General features: G+C 59.2%; 16 protein-coding genes. 8 read left to right on the forward strand and 8 right to left on the reverse strand.

The genetic code is table 11. The features are described 5' to 3' along the window. The first annotated feature begins 3 nt into the window (after window positions 1-3). The 5 genes from maiA (at window position 4) to ACFSAG_RS00780 (ending at window position 4,938) form a co-directional block, all read left to right on the forward strand. Window positions 4-636: a maleylacetoacetate isomerase gene (gene maiA / locus ACFSAG_RS00760; RefSeq protein WP_381510595.1), complete on the forward strand. Its 633-nt coding sequence runs from the start codon at window positions 4-6 to the stop codon at window positions 634-636. Beyond that, window positions 633-2,723, forward strand: a complete 2,091-nt coding sequence (locus ACFSAG_RS00765; protein ID WP_381510597.1) for a TonB-dependent receptor — start codon at window positions 633-635, stop codon at window positions 2,721-2,723. Before maiA ends, ACFSAG_RS00765 begins: the two co-directional genes overlap by 4 nt. A 10-nt stretch (window positions 2,724-2,733) precedes the next feature. Next, on the forward strand, window positions 2,734-3,192 hold the full coding sequence (locus ACFSAG_RS00770; RefSeq protein WP_381510599.1) for a MarR family winged helix-turn-helix transcriptional regulator: 459 nt from the start codon (window positions 2,734-2,736) through the stop codon (window positions 3,190-3,192). A gap of 100 nt (window positions 3,193-3,292) precedes the next feature. Next, window positions 3,293-4,387 (forward strand): 4-hydroxyphenylpyruvate dioxygenase, encoded by a 1,095-nt coding sequence (hppD, locus tag ACFSAG_RS00775; protein ID WP_381510602.1) that lies wholly within the window; start codon window positions 3,293-3,295, stop codon window positions 4,385-4,387. Then, window positions 4,384-4,938: a VOC family protein gene (locus ACFSAG_RS00780; RefSeq protein WP_374614502.1), complete on the forward strand. Its 555-nt coding sequence runs from the start codon at window positions 4,384-4,386 to the stop codon at window positions 4,936-4,938. Before hppD ends, ACFSAG_RS00780 begins: the two co-directional genes overlap by 4 nt. Window positions 4,939-4,946: 8 nt before the next feature. Here the strand turns inward: ACFSAG_RS00780 and ACFSAG_RS00785 are convergent, their stop codons facing one another. Further along, entirely contained in the window at window positions 4,947-5,828 is an 882-nt protein-coding gene (locus ACFSAG_RS00785; RefSeq protein WP_381510605.1) for a C13 family peptidase, read from the reverse strand. Window positions 5,829-5,971: 143 nt separating this feature from the next. On the opposite strand from ACFSAG_RS00785, the gene ACFSAG_RS00790 reads away from it, so the two are divergent. Continuing rightward, window positions 5,972-6,979 (forward strand): fumarylacetoacetate hydrolase family protein, encoded by a 1,008-nt coding sequence (locus ACFSAG_RS00790; protein ID WP_381510607.1) that lies wholly within the window; start codon window positions 5,972-5,974, stop codon window positions 6,977-6,979. Between the two features lie 55 nt (window positions 6,980-7,034). Here ACFSAG_RS00790 and ACFSAG_RS00795 read toward each other — a convergent pair whose 3' ends face one another. From ACFSAG_RS00795 to ACFSAG_RS00825, 7 genes are all read right to left on the reverse strand, one after another. Continuing rightward, window positions 7,035-8,033 (reverse strand): type II secretion system F family protein, encoded by a 999-nt coding sequence (locus ACFSAG_RS00795; RefSeq protein ID WP_374614508.1) that lies wholly within the window; start codon window positions 8,031-8,033, stop codon window positions 7,035-7,037. 18 nt (window positions 8,034-8,051) lie between these two features. Further along, window positions 8,052-9,014, reverse strand: coding sequence for a type II secretion system F family protein (locus ACFSAG_RS00800; RefSeq protein WP_374614511.1), 963 nt, complete (start codon window positions 9,012-9,014; stop codon window positions 8,052-8,054). 61 nt (window positions 9,015-9,075) lie between these two features. Beyond that, window positions 9,076-10,332: a pilus assembly protein CpaE gene (locus tag ACFSAG_RS00805; protein WP_374614512.1), complete on the reverse strand. Its 1,257-nt coding sequence runs from the start codon at window positions 10,330-10,332 to the stop codon at window positions 9,076-9,078. Then, a complete protein-coding gene (locus ACFSAG_RS00810) occupies window positions 10,332-10,913 on the reverse strand; it encodes a CpaD family pilus assembly protein (RefSeq protein WP_381510611.1) in 582 nt (193 codons plus the stop codon). The genes ACFSAG_RS00805 and ACFSAG_RS00810 overlap by 1 nt, the downstream gene beginning before the upstream one ends. Before the next feature lie 20 nt (window positions 10,914-10,933). Continuing rightward, window positions 10,934-12,550 (reverse strand): type II and III secretion system protein family protein, encoded by a 1,617-nt coding sequence (locus tag ACFSAG_RS00815; RefSeq protein WP_381510613.1) that lies wholly within the window; start codon window positions 12,548-12,550, stop codon window positions 10,934-10,936. Between the two features lie 5 nt (window positions 12,551-12,555). Beyond that, entirely contained in the window at window positions 12,556-13,575 is a 1,020-nt protein-coding gene (gene cpaB / locus ACFSAG_RS00820) for a Flp pilus assembly protein CpaB (protein WP_374614519.1), read from the reverse strand. Window positions 13,576-13,617: 42 nt separating this feature from the next. After that, window positions 13,618-14,091 carry an A24 family peptidase gene (locus ACFSAG_RS00825; protein ID WP_381510615.1) on the reverse strand — a complete coding sequence of 158 codons (474 nt, stop codon included), beginning with the start codon at window positions 14,089-14,091 and terminating at the stop codon, window positions 13,618-13,620. Window positions 14,092-14,133: 42 nt separating this feature from the next. Between ACFSAG_RS00825 and ACFSAG_RS00830 the strand changes: the two genes are divergently transcribed. Both ACFSAG_RS00830 and ACFSAG_RS00835 read left to right on the forward strand, forming a co-directional pair. Then, window positions 14,134-15,111: an alpha/beta fold hydrolase gene (locus ACFSAG_RS00830; RefSeq protein ID WP_381510617.1), complete on the forward strand. Its 978-nt coding sequence runs from the start codon at window positions 14,134-14,136 to the stop codon at window positions 15,109-15,111. Then, window positions 15,108-16,214 (forward strand): NAD(P)/FAD-dependent oxidoreductase, encoded by a 1,107-nt coding sequence (locus ACFSAG_RS00835; protein WP_381510618.1) that lies wholly within the window; start codon window positions 15,108-15,110, stop codon window positions 16,212-16,214. Before ACFSAG_RS00830 ends, ACFSAG_RS00835 begins: the two co-directional genes overlap by 4 nt. Window positions 16,215-16,244 lie beyond the last annotated feature (30 nt).

Genomic DNA, 16,244 nt, shown 5'->3' on the forward strand with positions numbered 1-16,244 from the left:
GGTATGAGCGAAATTATCCTGTTCGACTATTGGCGATCCTCTGCCAGCTACCGCGTCCGCATCGCACTGAATCTCAAAGGTGTTGTCTACACCTCGGTGCCGACCGACCTGCTCGACGCATCGCACAAGAAACCCGAATATGTGGCGCGGAACCCGCAGGGATTCGTGCCCATGTTGTCTATCGACGGGCATGATCTGACTCAGAGCCTTGCAATTATCGATTATCTGGATGCGCGATATCCCGATCCGCCATTGGTTTCACCCGAACCGGCCATCCGATCGAAAACGCTGGCGCAGGCGCTGTTGATCGCGGCGGATATCCATCCACTCAACAATCTGCGTGTGTTGAATTATCTCGATTCTGCTTTTGCAGCATCGAGACAGGCAAAATCTGATTGGTATCAACACTGGATCATTGAAGGGTTCACCGCGCTCGAAGCCATGGCCCCCGAAGACGGCCTTTTCGGCAGCGACCTGCCCAACCTTGCCGATATCTGCCTTGTGCCGCAAATGGCCAATGCACGGCGTTTCGAAACCCCGCTCGATGCATTCCCGAAACTGGTGCGGATCGATGCCGCGCTGCGCGCGATAGAGGCCTTCGCCAAGGCTGCGCCGGAGGCGGTGAAGCCGGAATGAAAGGTGCATTGATAGCTCTGCCGCTCGCCTTTGCGGGCATGGCCTCACCTGCTTGGGCGCAAGTCAACAAGTCGGAGTATAAGGATTGTCCATCGGCAGCCGATGGAGAAACCCTCGAATTCTGCACGATTTCGGTGGTTGGAAACCTGCCGACGTCGATCGGTGAGCGCACCGAAGATGTCGATGAGGTCCCCTTGACTGCAGCAAGGCTCGAATCCGCATTGCAACAGGTTCCCAGCCTCCAGCAATTCCGCCGCTCTGATGCGCGTAGCGCAAACCCGACCAGCCAGGGCATCACCTTGCGCGGTCTGGGCGGCAACGCTTCCTCCCGTGCGCTGCTATTTCTCGACGATGTGCCGCAGGCCGATCCGTTCGGCGGCTGGGTAAGCTGGCCGGGCTATGATGCGTTGAACCTTGCCAGTGCGCGCGTGCGCAAAGGCGGCGGGCAAGCGAGTGCAGGGCCCGGGGCGCTCGCTGGCGTGATCGAGCTTGATAGCATACAGTATCGTGATGCCGCCGCTCTGGCGCTGGCCTATGGCAGCCGAAACAGCATCGAAGGCAAAGCAAACTACGCGACAAGACTCGGAGGTGGATCGGTCATAGCTGCGGCGAGCTATGCCCGCGGCGATGGCTTCATCCCGATCATTGCCGGTCAACGTGGGTCGGTCGATCGGCGGGCGCCTTACGAACAGGCGGGCATTTCACTGCGCGGTGTAGCTCCATTGAATGCCTCCACAGAATTGCAGGCCAATGTGCGTGCCTTCACCGATACGCGTGATCGCGGCGTCGATTTCAGCGATAATGCCAATAGCGGTGTTGATGCCAGTTTGCGGCTGGTCGACCGCATCGGTGACTGGCAATGGTCGGCAACGGGCTATGTCCAGATCCGCGAATTCTCATCCGAATTCGGAGCGGTCGCGGTCAACCGTAACAGCGTCACGCAAACGCTCGATCAGTTTGCGACGCCATCGACCGGACTTGGTGCACGTTTTGAGCTGCGCCCGCCAGTGGGCGAACAGGTGGAATTGCGTCTGGGTGGCGAATGGCGGCGAACCGATGGGGAGACCCGCGAATTTTTCACCTATGTCGCTGGTGCGCCGACGCGTTTTCGCACTGCGGGTGGGCAGACCGACAGCTATGGCGGCTTTGCTGAGTTGAGCTACCAGCCAGTGGAAGCGTTGACGCTCTCTGCCGGTGGTCGGCTCGATCGCTGGACGATTACGGATGGCTTCAGGCGCGAGGTCAATATCGGCGGTACCGTCCGCTCGGACGATCGTTTTGCTGACCGCAGCGGCACCGAATGGACAGGCCGCGCCGGTTTGGGCTGGGAATTTGCAGACGGATTTTCATTACGTGGTGCAGCCTATCGCGCATGGCGTTTGCCGACGCTCAACGAACTTTACCGGCCGTTCCGCGTTGGTGCCGATGCGACGGCCGCAAACGAAAACCTGCGCCCTGAAAGGGTCGAAGGTGTCGATGCCGGGCTAGCTTATGACAACGGGACACTCAACCTAGGTGTCACGATGTTCCGCAACCGCCTGAACGGAGCGATCGCCAACGTCACGCTGGGGCAGGGGCCGGGCAATTTCGCTGGCGTCGGCTTTGTCGCGGCAGGCGGCACCTATCGCCAGCGGCAAAATCTGGATGCGATTGTTTCCAAGGGCGTCGAATTGGATGCGGGCATTGACCTGACCGACGCGGTGTCGCTGACAGCTGGCTATGCCTTCGTCGATGCCGAGGTGCGCGGTTCGGGTGTTTCGGCGCCGCTGAATGGATTGCGTCCGGCACAAGTGCCGCGCCGTTTCGGCAATGCGACCTTGGCCTATGAACGGCAGTCGATCTCTGCCTCCGCCACATTGCGCTATATCGGCGCGCAGTTTGAGGATGATGCCAACATCCGCACGCTGGCCGATGCATGGACGCTCGATTTTGATTTAGGCTTCGAGATCATGCGCGGTTTGCGCCTGCAATTGCGCGGCGAAAACCTGTTCGATGCGCGGGTAGAAGCCGCCATTTCGGGCAGCGGTGTGATCGAACGCGCCAACCCGCGTACCCTTTGGCTTGGCGCAAGCTGGAAATTTGATTAGCAGACCGCGCATGACCCGTTCGAAACTCACCCTTGGCGAATTCCTGCCTTACCAGCTTTCGATCACCTCGAACGCGGTGAGCGACTTGATTGCGCGCAGCTATCGCGGGCGGTTCGGGCTCAAAATTCCCGAATGGCGGGTCATGGCGGTTCTCGGCGAAAAGGGGAGTGCGACCCAGCGGGAGCTGGTCGCTGCGACGCAGATGGACAAGGTGACGGTCAACCGCGCTTCCAAGGCATTGGACGAACGCGGGCTCATTGGCCGCGCCCCCAACGAAACCGATGGACGCTCGCACCACCTCGCGCTGACGGCGGTGGGCAAGGAATTGTACGACCAGATCGTCCCGCTCGCGCTGTCGGTTGAGTCCGAGATTGAGGGCATATTGGGCAATGAAGAGGCAGCGCAGCTTGCAGCCTTGCTTGCCAAGCTGCGTGAACGGGTGCGCGAAATGGAGCGCAAGGCGGACTAGGCCCGCAAGGATGCGCGCTTGCGCAAACTGGTTTCAATTGTTACTATATCGCAGATTCGGGATCCCCGAACATGGCTCTATTGTCTCTGGATGAACCCTCATGCCCGACCTGTTTGAAAATCCCCTTGGCCTCGACGGTTTCGAATTTGTCGAATTCTGCGCCCCGCAGAAAGGCATCCTTGAACCCGTCTTCGAAAGCATGGGCTTCACCCGCGTCGCCCAGCATCGTTCTAAGGATGTCCATCTGTGGAGGCAGGGCGAAATCAACCTGATCGCCAATTACGAACCACGCAGCCCTGCGGCCTATTTTGCCGCCGAACATGGCCCTTCGGCCTGTGGCATGGCGTTTCGCGTCAAGGATGCCGCCAAGGCGTATAAGGAGGCGATCGAGCGCGGGGCGGAGCCTGTTGAAAGCAAGACCGGCGTGATGGAACTGCGTATCCCCGCAATCAAGGGCATTGGCGGTGCGTTCATCTACCTTGTTGACCGCTACGCAACGCTTGAAAATCCTGATGCGCTGTCAATCTACGATATCGATTTCGTCTATCTGCCCGGGGCCGAGCATTTCCCGGTCGGCGCTGGCTTCAAGTCGATCGATCACCTGACGCACAATGTCTATGGCGGCCGCATGGCGCATTGGGCGTCCTGGTATGAGCGTATATTCAACTTCCGCGAGATCCGCTATTTCGACATCAAGGGCGAATATACCGGCCTGACTTCCAAGGCGATGACCGCGCCCGATGGCAAGATCCGCATCCCTCTGAACGAAGAAGGCAAGGCCGGTGGAGGCCAGATTGAGGAGTATCTGCGCGCCTATAATGGCGAGGGTATCCAGCATATTGCGCTGATCTGTGACGATCTGCTCGCCTGCTGGGACAATCTCAAGAAACTCGGCGTCACCTTCATGACGCCGCCGCCCGATACCTATTATGCGATGCTCGATGATCGGCTTCCCGGCCATGGCGAACCGGTTGATGCTTTGAAGGCGCGCGGAATTTTGCTCGACGGCACCACGGAAGGCGGCACGCCGCGCTTGCTGCTGCAGATTTTCGCACAGCCCGAAATCGGCCCGGTTTTCTTCGAATTCATCCAGCGCCGCGGCGATGAAGGCTTTGGCGAGGGCAATTTCAAGGCGCTGTTCGAAAGCATCGAGCGTGACCAGATCGAACGCGGCGTGCTGGAGGTGGCCGAATGAGCGTTCCCTTCAAGACCGACCGCATCCACCACGTCGCCTATCGCTGCAAGGACGCGAAGGAGACCGTTGAATGGTATGCCCGCGTTTTGGGCTTCACCTACACCACGGCCTTTGCCGAGGATCATGTACCGTCAACCGGCGAATATGATCCCTATATGCACATCTTCCTCGATTGCGGCGGTGGCAATGTGCTGGCGTTCTTTGAACTGCCCAACCAGCCCGAAATGGGCCGCGATGAAAAGACCCCGGCTTGGGTGCAGCACCTTGCCTTCAAGGTAGCTGATTTCGATACGCTGAAGGCGGCAAAGGCGCATATTGAGTCACTGGGTATCGACGTGATCGGCCCGACTTTCCACGGAATTTTCCGCTCGATCTATTTCTTCGATCCCAACGGCCATCGGCTGGAGCTCGCCTGCGATATCGGCACCGAAGAACAATATGCCGAATTGAAGCGTGTAGCGCCGCTGATGCTCGATGATTGGAGCAAAACCAAGACTGCGCCCCGCCACGCCGAATGGTTGCACAAGGAACCGATCGAAGCGTCCGAATAACCGTGCGGTCAGGTAGTTTCGTTGGCAGCGCGCCCGACCTTGGGCGTTTCAGTCTTGGGTACGCGCGCCTCAAGTGCGTTGAGCCAGGTTCGGGCATTGTCCCCGATGAATATCTGCGGATCGGACGGCACCAGACCGCGCCCCGCCTCCCACAGCAGGATCAGCGATCGCGCCTCGTCATTGGCCTGCTCGAGGCTTTGCGGCTTGCGCAACGCGGTGTTGATCAGGGCATCGCCGAAAAAGGTCCAATCATTGCCGGGGTTGCAGCCGAACGATGTGCGCTGCGACGAGGCGGCGGTTATGATAACCGATTGATCACTGTTGAGCACGGGTACGAAAACACCCGAAAAACAGGCCGAAAGGATGATCAACCGACGCTGGATACCCAGATCATCAAGCAAGGCTGCCAGTCGCTTGGGGGCAATCATGCCCATGGCTTTGTCCCCGTCGCGATAGACGAGCCCCAGTCGCGGGTCGCCATGGGTGGTCGCAAACAGGACGAGCACATCCTCTTTGACATTCATCTTCGCAGCGACCGCCGCCAGAGCGGTGGCAAGGTTGGGCGGCGATCCTTGCGGCGTACCCATGCCTTCATTGCCGGCCCCTGCGGCAAGGAAAAGCGAGCGGCCTGTGGCACCATAGCGCCGGGTCAGCACCTTCAGCGCTTCGCCCGCTTCGCGCCCGAAAACAGGATCGGAATCAAGCCCGATCGAAACCACATAAGCATCGATGGTGCCAGGGCGCTGCGGTTGCAAGGCGGCAAGCGCCGAGGACAATCGCCGGTGCTGCGCATAATGCCAAGCGGCACTGCGCCCTTGCTCCATAGACCAGCCATTTTCCGCCGCCTCGCGGTTGTTGAAGCCAACCTGGCTGGTCGACGGACCGGCCATGGCAGTCGCAACAAGAAGTGCGGCGGCAAGCGTTTTCCATCGCATAGCCACTGTCTCCCCAATTCCCATAATCTAGGCAGGATAATGCGATTGCTGCAAGCCCGTATTCCCGCCATGATGCACCACCACAACAGGATGCCCCTATGAAACTTGCCTCACTGAAATCCGGACGCGACGGAAAGCTCGTTGTCGTCTCGAACGACCTCGCCTGGTTTGCTGATGCCAGCCATATTTGTGCCACCCTGCAGGCAGCGCTCGATAATTGGTTTCGTATTGCACCGCGGTTGGAAGCGTTGGCTACCGATCTCGAGCATGATGTAATCCCCAAGGAACGCTTTCACGAACATGATGCTGCATCGCCGCTGCCGCGTGCGTATCAATGGGCAGATGGCTCGGCCTATGTGAACCATGTCGCACTGGTCCGGCAGGCGCGCGGGGCCGAGATGCCAGAGAGTTTCTGGCACGATCCGCTGATGTACCAGGGCGGCTCCGACGGATTCCTTGGGCCGCGCGACGATATTCCGCTCGGCGATGTCGCATGGGGATGCGACATGGAGGCAGAAGTCGTTGTCGTCACCGGTGATGTACCGATGGGTGTCAGCGCCGACGAAGCGCGCGAGTTTATCCGGCTCGTCGGTTTGACCAACGATGTCTCGCTGCGCGGCCTCATTCCGGATGAGCTTGCGAAAGGCTTTGGTTTCTTCCAATCGAAACCCGCCAGTGCCTTTTCGCCGGTGTTTGTGACGCCAGAGGCGCTGGGTGCGCGTTGGGATGGCGGCAAGCTGCACGGTGCGCTGTGCGTCGATTTGAATGGCAAACCGTTAGGACGCGCAGACGCTGGCGTCGACATGACCTTCGATTTCGGCCAACTGATCGCCCATGCCGCGAAAACGCGCAGCCTTGTTGCGGGTACGATCATCGGATCAGGCACTGTTTCCAATCGGGATGCCGATGGCGGCCCGGGCAAGCCGATAGGCGAGGGCGGTCTGGGCTATAGCTGCCTTGCCGAAGTACGCACGATCGAGACGATCCAGAAGGGCAAGCCCGAAACCCCCTTCATGCAGCCCGGCGATACGGTGCGGATCTGGATGGAAGATGAAAAGCACCATCCGATTTTCGGGGTGATCGAGCAGCAGGTGGTTGCAGCCTGAAACGAAAAAGGCGGGAAGCAATTCCCGCCTTTTCCTTTTTGAGATTTCGGATCGATCAGCGCTTCGAGAATGCGTCGCCGATCGAGCATGCTGCCGGGCCAAGGATCACGATGAACAGCGTCGGCAGGATGAAAAGGATCAGCGGCACCGTCATGATCGCAGGCAGGCGCGCGGCCTTTTCTTCTGCGCGCATCATGCGCTCGTTACGGAATTCGGCAGACAGCACGCGTAAGGCTGATGCCAGCGGCGTACCATATTTTTCGGTCTGGATCATCGTGGTGACAACGCCCTTTACCGAGTCGAGATCGACGCGATAGGCGAGGTTTTCGAAAGCCATGCGGCGTTCGGTCAAAAAGCCGAGTTCGATTGCGGTCAACGCGAATTCGTCACCCAGTTCGGGGAAGCCGCGACCCAGTTCCTTGGCAACGCGGTTGAAAGCTGCGTCGACTGTCAGGCCGGCCTCAGCGCAAATCACCAGAAGGTCGAGTGCGTCCGGCAAGCCCTTGCGGATAGCATCGGTGCGCTTCTGGATCAGGTTGCCCAGATAAATGTCGGCGGCCTTGTATCCGAATATGGTGATTGCCGCGAACGCGCCGAACTTCTTGAACGCAGTCCAGTCAGCCAAGCCGCCTAAGCCATAGATCCACATGCCAGCGGCGCCACCAAGGACGATAGGGCCAACAAGGCGGCTGAAAATGACTGCAACAGCCAGTTCCTTGCGGCGGATACCAGCTTGGGCCAGCTTTTGCTGGGCAACCTTGATCTGGTCATCCTGCAAAACCTTCAGCGACGACAGGAATTGACGCATCCGGTCGGTGGTTTCGGTGTTGCGCACAAGCTTTGCGCGCTTCTTGGCCGTCGATGCCGAGATACCAGCCTTCAGCTGCTCACGGCGTTCGTTCAATGCCTTGACGCGCTTGGCCATCGGATCGCGGACGGTAACCGCGGCATAGATGGCAAGGATTACCGCAAAGCTGGCAATCGCGGTCAGCAAGGTGGCGACCCAGAGTACGTCGACACCCATCAGTTCCGGGCCGGGTTGTGTACTGTTCATTCTATTGTACCCCCGCGCTCAGATTTCAAAGCTGACCATTTTGGCCATGATGCCGACACCAATCGCCATCCAGACCATGCCGACCAGGCCGGCGACCATCAGGCGCTGTTCGTAGAAGAAGCCTGCCAGATATTCGGGGTTCACCGACCAGACGAGGCCAAAGACCACGAACGGCAGCGAGCCGACGATATAGGCCGAAGCCTTCGATTCCGACGACATGGCGCGGATCTTCAGCTTCATCTGTGCGCGCTTGCGCAGCACATCTGCCAGGTTCGACAGCGTTTCGGCGAGGTTACCACCGGTCTCGCGCTGGATTGCCAGCGTGATCACAAAAAACTGGAACTCGGGCGTGCCGAGGCGCTCGGCAGTTTCCTGCAGTGCGTCTTCCATGGTCTTGCCGATCTTGATCTTTTCGGTGACCATCTTGAATTCTTCGCCGACAGGGCCGGGAATTTCGCGTGCGACGACGGTCAGCGTCTCGCCAACGGGAAGACCCGATTTCAAGCCGCGGACGAGAAGCTCGATGGCTTCAGGAAATTTGGTCGTGAAATCGTTGATACGCTTCTTGATCAGGAAACTGACCGCAAAGTGCGGCACCGCAAGCGCCAGGAACAGCGCCAGGCCGAATGCCAGCATCACGGGTGCGCCGCGGATCGAGAGAATACCGAGCGCAACGACGAAAATACCGCCAGTGGTATAGAGATACTGGTTCAGCGCCCATTTCTTGCCGGTCTGCTGCAGGCGCAGGCGGAGGCGATCAATCGGGCTCATCTTTGAGCCTTCGGTGAAGGTGATCGGGCGGCGCGCAGCAACGGCCTTGCGCATTTGCTGCTCAAGCTTGGCATCAACCGAGTCGGAGTGCCGAATTTTCACTGCACTCAAACGCCGGGATGCAGCCTTGCCCGTTGCCGGTCCGGCAAAGACATAGACCACCATTCCCAAGGATAACAGGAGGCCGGCAAGGAGTATCAGATTGTTCATCGCTTATTGCCCCCGTCTAACCGGCCTTCGAACATCGAAGGCTGATCATGACGATTGAGTGTTATTTTTTTGCCAACAGCGATTTGAAACCGCCGAGCATGGACTTTTTCGAGGCCGATTTGACTTCCTCTTCCACCGGTTCCGGGGTTCCGGTTGACTTGATCATTTCGGCGAGCGTTACGATGCCGCTGGCAACCTTGCTCGATCGCACTGAATCCACGACCGGCTTGCCGAGCTTCGCAGCCTGGGCGGTAGCCTTTGAATCGAACGGAATGACGAGGTCGATCTTGCGTTCGATCGAGCTTTCGAAATCCTTGCGCGAAATTTCGACGCCACCGGCCTGGACCTTGTTCGCCACGACCAGAGTCTGGCACGACGGTGCATTGGTCTTCAGCCATGCCAGCAGGCGGATTGCATCGCGGGCCGAAGCCAGCGTCAGCTCGCACACCACCACAGCGACGTTCACGTCGTGGAGAAGGTGCGGATAGGCGATCAGCATGTTGCGCGGCAGGTCGACAATCGTATTTTCGAATGCCGCGCGGAATTCTTCCTGCAACTGGAAGAAGGCCGAGCCGTCGGTCATGATCGGGTTGCTGATGGCAGCCTCGGCCGACAGGATCGAAAGCTTGTCATTCGCCTTGATCATCGCGCGTTCAATGAACAGCCCGTCGATGCGGCTGGGATTGTCGATCGCGTCGGTCAAGCCACGACCCGGTTCCAGATCGAGCGCAAGCGCGCCGGTTCCGAAATGGATATCGAGATCGAGCAGGCCTGTCAGATGATCCATGCGTTCGGACAGCAGCCACGCAAGCGAGGTTGCAATCGTCGACGCACCAACACCGCCGCGCGTGCCGATGACTGCGGTCGAAAGATGCGTATGCTCCTTCGCGCTGTCATCATGCTTGGGCGCGTTGAGCACCATCTGCGCGTGCGTCACCGCATCGCGCAGCGCATCGGGGCTGACCGGCTTCAGCAGGTAATCCTGCAGGCCCGACATCATCAGGTCGCGATAAAGGCGGACATCGTTGACCTGGCCCATGGCGATAACCACGGTGCCGGGTTCGCACACCTCGGCAAGGCCGTTTATGTCGGCAATCGGATCGCCCGATTCCGACAGGTCAACCAGCAGGATCTGCGGGCTTGCCGAAACCGAAAGCGATTGGATTGCGTTGCGCAGACCGCCCTTGAAAGCCTTTTCCTGCGGCCAACCCATATCGTCGCAAACGGTGCGAACGACATCGAGGGTCAGGTCATCGCAGACATAGGCCATGAACGGGTCACGCGACCCAATAGAGGCAGATTTCCATGGAGCGTTCATTATTTGGTGCCTCCAACTTTCTTGCGGGTGCCACCACGGCTGTTTTCAGGCGTGGATTCGCGGCCGCGAACCAGATCTTCCGGATCAGCGACCATCGCAGCGAGGTTGCTGTTGACTGCGCAGCCATAATTCGGGTGATTGGCCGAATTGAAGTTGCCTTCGGTCGTCTTGCTCCAATTCGGGCAGTTGGGAACACTGGCGGTTGAACGGGTAACAACCACGCGGGCGGTGCCCGGGGCCACATTGCCGGAGGTGACCGGCGCCGTTTCGCTTACCAGCATGCCATATTTCGCGGCCAAATCGGCCACTGCCTGCTTGGTCGCGGCGTCGGCATAGCCATCGCCGAAGTCAACTGCGATGCGATCGCCAAAGCCCAGCTTCATCGCCTCGAACCATTGCGTGATGCGATCCTGTTCGAACGAAGACAAACCGCTGCCGCCATCGACATTGACGTCGAGGGCATAGTTGCTCCGCTGCACAACGGGCTGGTTGGTCGAATAGAGCGAGGTGTTCTCACCGATTGCGCCGCAGCCGGCGAGCGTGAAGGCCAAAGTTGCCGTCAAAAGGATTTTTGCGCGCATGTTCTTGCTCCTCACATCACTCAGTTAAAGCTGAAGCCTGGTGCCGACGAAGCGTCACCCGATTTCGATTTGTTTGCCTGTTTCGGGCTGATGGCCGGTGCAGCTTCGCTGACGGTGCCGAATTCCGGGCCCTTCACATTGTCGGTGGCAACGGTCGGGACCGGTCGATCGGTCGGGCCGTTGGTGTTCGACGCGGTCTTGTTGAGCAGGATGCGCTCCAGATCGGTCGGCGTGTTATAGCCATCGGTCGGCAGCTTGATTTCCGATTCCGAAACCGGCTTCACCAGATAGGGCGTCACGACGATGACCAGCTCGGTCTCGTTGCGTTTCCAGCCATTGGACTTGAACAGCGCGCCCAGTACGGGAACGTCGCCAAGGCCCGGATATTTGTCGATCGAGGTGTTGGCCGAGTTCGACAGCAAACCTGCGATCATGAAGCTCTGGCCAGAGCCGAGTTCCACAGTCGTTTCCGCCATGCGGGTGGTGATGGCCGGGATTTCCGTGCCAGCGATACGCACAGCGCCTTGCGACGAGATGTCCGAAACTTCCGGGCGGACGCGAAGCAGGATGCGACCGTCGGCTTGCACTGTCGGCGTGTAACGCAGGCTGACACCGAAATCGCGGAACTGCACCGAGGTAGAACCGAAATTGTCGGCAACCGGGATCGGGAACTGGCCACCGGCTAGGAATTCTGCAGTTTCACCCGAAATCGTCGTCAGGTTGGGCTGTGCCAGGGTCGTCGAAAGACCGGCGCGCTCTGCAATGTCAAACGCTGCCGCAATATCGATGCCGAATAAGCGACCGGCGAGGTTCAGCGCATTGCTGCCCACCGGATTGTTGAAGGTGAACTGCGTTCCCCCAGTGATGAACCGGCCAGTGGCTGGATCGAAGGGCAGCGAAATCGAACCTGCCGGCAGACCGTAAAGCGACGAGGCATCAAGGCGCGGAAGGCCCGATGTGTTGATATCGCCAATGGTGCCGACATTGCGACCGCGACCGATGCCGAACACCAGGCCATTGCCGTCATTGTCACGCGTGGTGAAGTTCGAAGCGATTTCCTTGGCCAGCGAACGGCTGACTTCGGCAATGCGAACCTGCAGGTTGACCTGCATCGGAACGGCGGTCTTCAGGCGGCTGACAACCTTGGTCTGGTCGCCAACAAAAGCCTGCACCAGCGTTTCGGCTTCCTGCACATCTTCAGGCTGCGCAACCGTACCGGTCAGCAGCACGACGCCGTTCATGGTCGCAACCTTGATGTCGGCTTCAGGCATGGCGAGAAGCAGCATCTGGTCGATCGAGTCGAGATTGTTGCCCACGCGCACCGTAGCTGAATAGACCGTGCGGCCGACAGCATCGGTTGCATAAACCGTGGTTTCACCTTGGCCTTTTGCCAGGATGTAGATCTGGCGCGGGCTGCGCACGTCGACATCGGCAATCTGCGGGTTTGATACGACCACATCGGAAACCGAAGCGCCGAGGTTGATCTGTTCGCCGCGACCGACTGACAGGACGATGACACGTCCGGCCTTTGCACTGGCGGCTTCAGCCTTGGCGGGCGCCGCAACGGCGGGGTTCGTCAGTGAGGCAGCGAAAACAATCGCAGCGGCACCGGATTTCATGAATGTCTTGATGTTCATTGTTATTACCTCCGGTCCACATTGACTTCTTCGACGTTGCCGGCGCGCGAAACGCGGACGACGCTGCCACGACGGACCTGTTCAATCTGCTTTTCGACGCGAACCGCTTCAGCAGCGATCTGGACCGGCGTGATGGCCGGAGGGGTCGAACGCTGGAAGCGCGAGACGTCACCGCCGGTTGCATAGGTGCTCGGGCCAGCGGTCGGCTGCTTCTGGATCGAGGCGAGGATTTTCTCCTCCTCTTCCGGGGAAGCGCCCTTGGGCAGTTTCACATCGCCTGATGCCAACGCCATTTCGAGTTCGGCGGCATTGTCCGCGAGCGAGCGCAGCGAAAGGCTGATGGTGCCGATGGTCTGCGCAACTGCAATCTTTTCGGCGATGCGCGGTGTCACCTCAATGGTGACAAGCTTGTACTTCGACGGGACGGTCTTGCCCTTGGCATCGACGGTGGGTGTAGAACGCTGGTCGGTTGCCAATACGCGCAGGTTGCGGATGATCGTTTCCGAAACCTTGAGGGCTTGTCCGGTGCCCGCGCCATTCACATTCTGCGTCAGGACGAGGTCAACACGGTCGCCCGGGAACACAAAGCCTGCAACGCCGGTCAGTGCCGATACCGGAACCGAGACCGCACGCATGCCAGGGCCAAGTGCCGCTGCAAGGAAACCGCGATCACCAGGGGCAACAAGCGAGCCTTGGGTAATCGGCTGGCCTGCCGTGATCGGATTGCGCACAACGGTACCAATCAGCGTCGAAGTCTGGTCAGGCTGTCCGTCCTTGCGGATGAAATAGGCTTCCTCGATCAGCTCGGCAGGCCAGGGCTGATAGCGGATGGCATCCTCCGTAAGGATGGTGCCGACCGGCAACGCACGCGTGGCGACGATGACCTTCGGGCCGGTGGGTACCGGCTTTTGGGCGACGGCCCGTGGTGCGGCGCCTCCGCCTGAGAACATGCTGCGCGCCATGAAGGCGGTGACTGCGGCTATCAACAGCGCACAGACCAGCAATATGACTTTTTTCCTATCCATGACGAACAAGCTCCTGAACGGTCCCCTGAATGAGACAGCTAATCACCTAAAATGGTTAAAAAATTGTTCACCGCTGCACCAAAGGCCGGCGAGTGAAATCGCGACACCATAGGGTATCCGGACGGGCCCCTCTGCTTTCCGGATCTTGTGAATGGCAAAGAAGATTATGGTTACCAAAGCGCCGAGCAGGCTGGCATTGAAGACGAACTTTACGACCACCAAAGGGGGGAACCAGAGCGCCACGGCAGCGAACAGTTTGACATCCCCTCCGCCCATCATCCCGAACTGGAAAAACAGCGCAAAGAACAGGAAAGTCGCCAATCCGGCAGCAAGGTAATAGCCGATCTCGGGCCAGCCGAATGTGCCCGTCGCAACCCAGTAAAGCGGTGCGGCCAGGGCGATGGGGCCTGTCACCCAATTGTAAATAAGTCGGTAGCGTATGTCCGAATAGATCGACACCAGCAGGCCGATTGCCAAGCCGCCAAGCAGCGCGTAAGCGAGGAGAGACAGGTTCATATTGCACACCTGTTAACCATCAGAGCTTACCAAAAGGTAATCATGGCCGACGCCGAAATGGAAACTAAAGGTCGATCCATTCCTGCAAATGCGGTGGAGGGATTCTGGATTGCCACTGACGGTTGGAAAATCCGGCGCATCGACCTGAGCCCGATTTCAGCCAATGGGAAACCCGCGCAACAGCCGCGTGGCGCGATGCTTTTCCTGCCCGGACGCGGCGATCATTACGAAAAATATCTTGAAATGCTCGACCGCTATTCGCGCGAAGGTTGGGTAGTCACATCGATTGATTGGCGCGGGCAGGGCGGTTCCGGCCGGCTGCTAGACGACGCGCATGTTGGCCATATCGATGATTTTTCGACCTGGATAAACGATCTCAAAGCCTTTTGGGCGCAGTGGAAAGCTGCCACCCCGGGCCCGCATGTGGTGGTAGCCCACAGCATGGGCGGGCATTTGGCAATGCGTGCGCTTGCCGAGAAGGCCATTGATCCGGTTGCAGTTGCATTGTCGGCACCCATGCTGGGTATTCAGACGACGGGGCTGCCCTATTTCATGCACCACGCGGTTGCGCGGCTTATGCGCGGGCTTGGCAATCCTGAGCGGGCGGCCTGGAAAGAGGGCGAAAAGCCCGGCTCCCCGCTCAGTGTCCGCGCAAAGATATTGACCCACGACAGCCGCCGCTATGCCGATGAACTATATTGGTGGGAAGCGCGGCCCGAAGTCCGGCTTGGCCCCCCGAGCTGGCATTGGGTGGAGCGTGCGATCGAATCGACCCGGCAATTGAACGCCCCTGGCACCCTCGAAAAAATCACCACGCCGATCCTGTTGATGGCAACCACTGCCGACAGGCTGGTTGATACGCAGCGCATCGTTCGCGATTCCAAACGTTTGCCGAACAGCGAATTGCTGCTTTTTGGCAATGAAGCAGCGCATGAATTGCTGCGCGAGGCCGACCCGGTCCGTGATATGTGCCTTGATCGGATATCGCGCTTTTTCGAAGAGCGCGCCCCAAAACAATGACGCGTTTCGATGTGGCCATCATCGGCGCCGGTATGGCCGGTGCCAGCCTTGCAGCCGAACTGTCGGGCGAACGATCGGTGTTGCTGCTCGAGGCAGAAGAATTTCCGGGTTACCATTCAACCGGTCGCTCCGCTGCCTTCTGGAGCGAGACCTATGGCGGCCCGGCAATCCAGCCGCTGACCACGGCATCACGGGCATTTCTTGCAACCCCGCCCGACGAGTTTTCTGAAAAGGGCTTCCTGATCCCGCGCGGATCGCTGCACATCGGCACCGCGGAAAGCAAAGGCGAAGCCGCAGCAATGCTCGCCGATTTTGCGGATAGTCCGGTGCGACTGGAAAAGATCGAAGCGGACGAAATCGACCGCCACCTCTCCGGTCGGCGAAGCGGCTGGGACGTTGCCTTGTGGGAGCCGGATTGCTGCGACATCGACGTTGCGGGATTGCATCAGGCCTATTTGCGTGCAGCAAGTACCCATGGCTGCAAGCCGCTGTGCCGCGCGCGGGTGCGAAGCCTTTCCCACCGCGACGGGTGCTGGCTGATTGAAACCGAGGCTGGGCTGTATGAGGCGACAACCATCGTCAATGCCGCAGGTGCATGGGCTGATACGATCGCGCAAATGGCCGGGGTGCAGCCTCTGGGCATCCAGCCATATCGGCGAACCGTGGTGCAGTTGCAGGTTTCGCCAGCAGCATCGGCCGACCTGCCGTTGGTAGTCGGTCTGGATGGCAGTTTCTATTTCAAGCCCGAAGCGGGTGGCCGCCTGTGGCTTAGCCCGCATGACGAAATCGAAACGCCGCCTTGCGATGCCGCGCCTGAAGAACTGGACGTGGCAATGGCGATTGCCCGATTTGAAGAGGTGGTCGATTGGAAAATCGAACGGTTAGAACGCAAATGGGCCGGTTTGCGCAGCTTTGCGCCTGACCGTAAACCTGTGATCGGGCGCGACGGGGCGGTTGACAGTTTCTTTTGGTTGGCTGGGCAAGGCGGTTTCGGAATTCAGACAGCACCGGCAGTTGCCAAATTGGCGGGCGATTTGCTTCTCGAACGGAAAACCGATCCTGATTTGCCAATCAATCAATATGATCCTAGCCGCTTTGCGTAATTTTACACCGCTTTGCTTGTCTGTTCGCAA

Source organism: Sphingorhabdus buctiana, from assembly GCF_042680825.1.
Lineage (GTDB): Bacteria > Pseudomonadota > Alphaproteobacteria > Sphingomonadales > Sphingomonadaceae > Sphingorhabdus_B > Sphingorhabdus_B buctiana.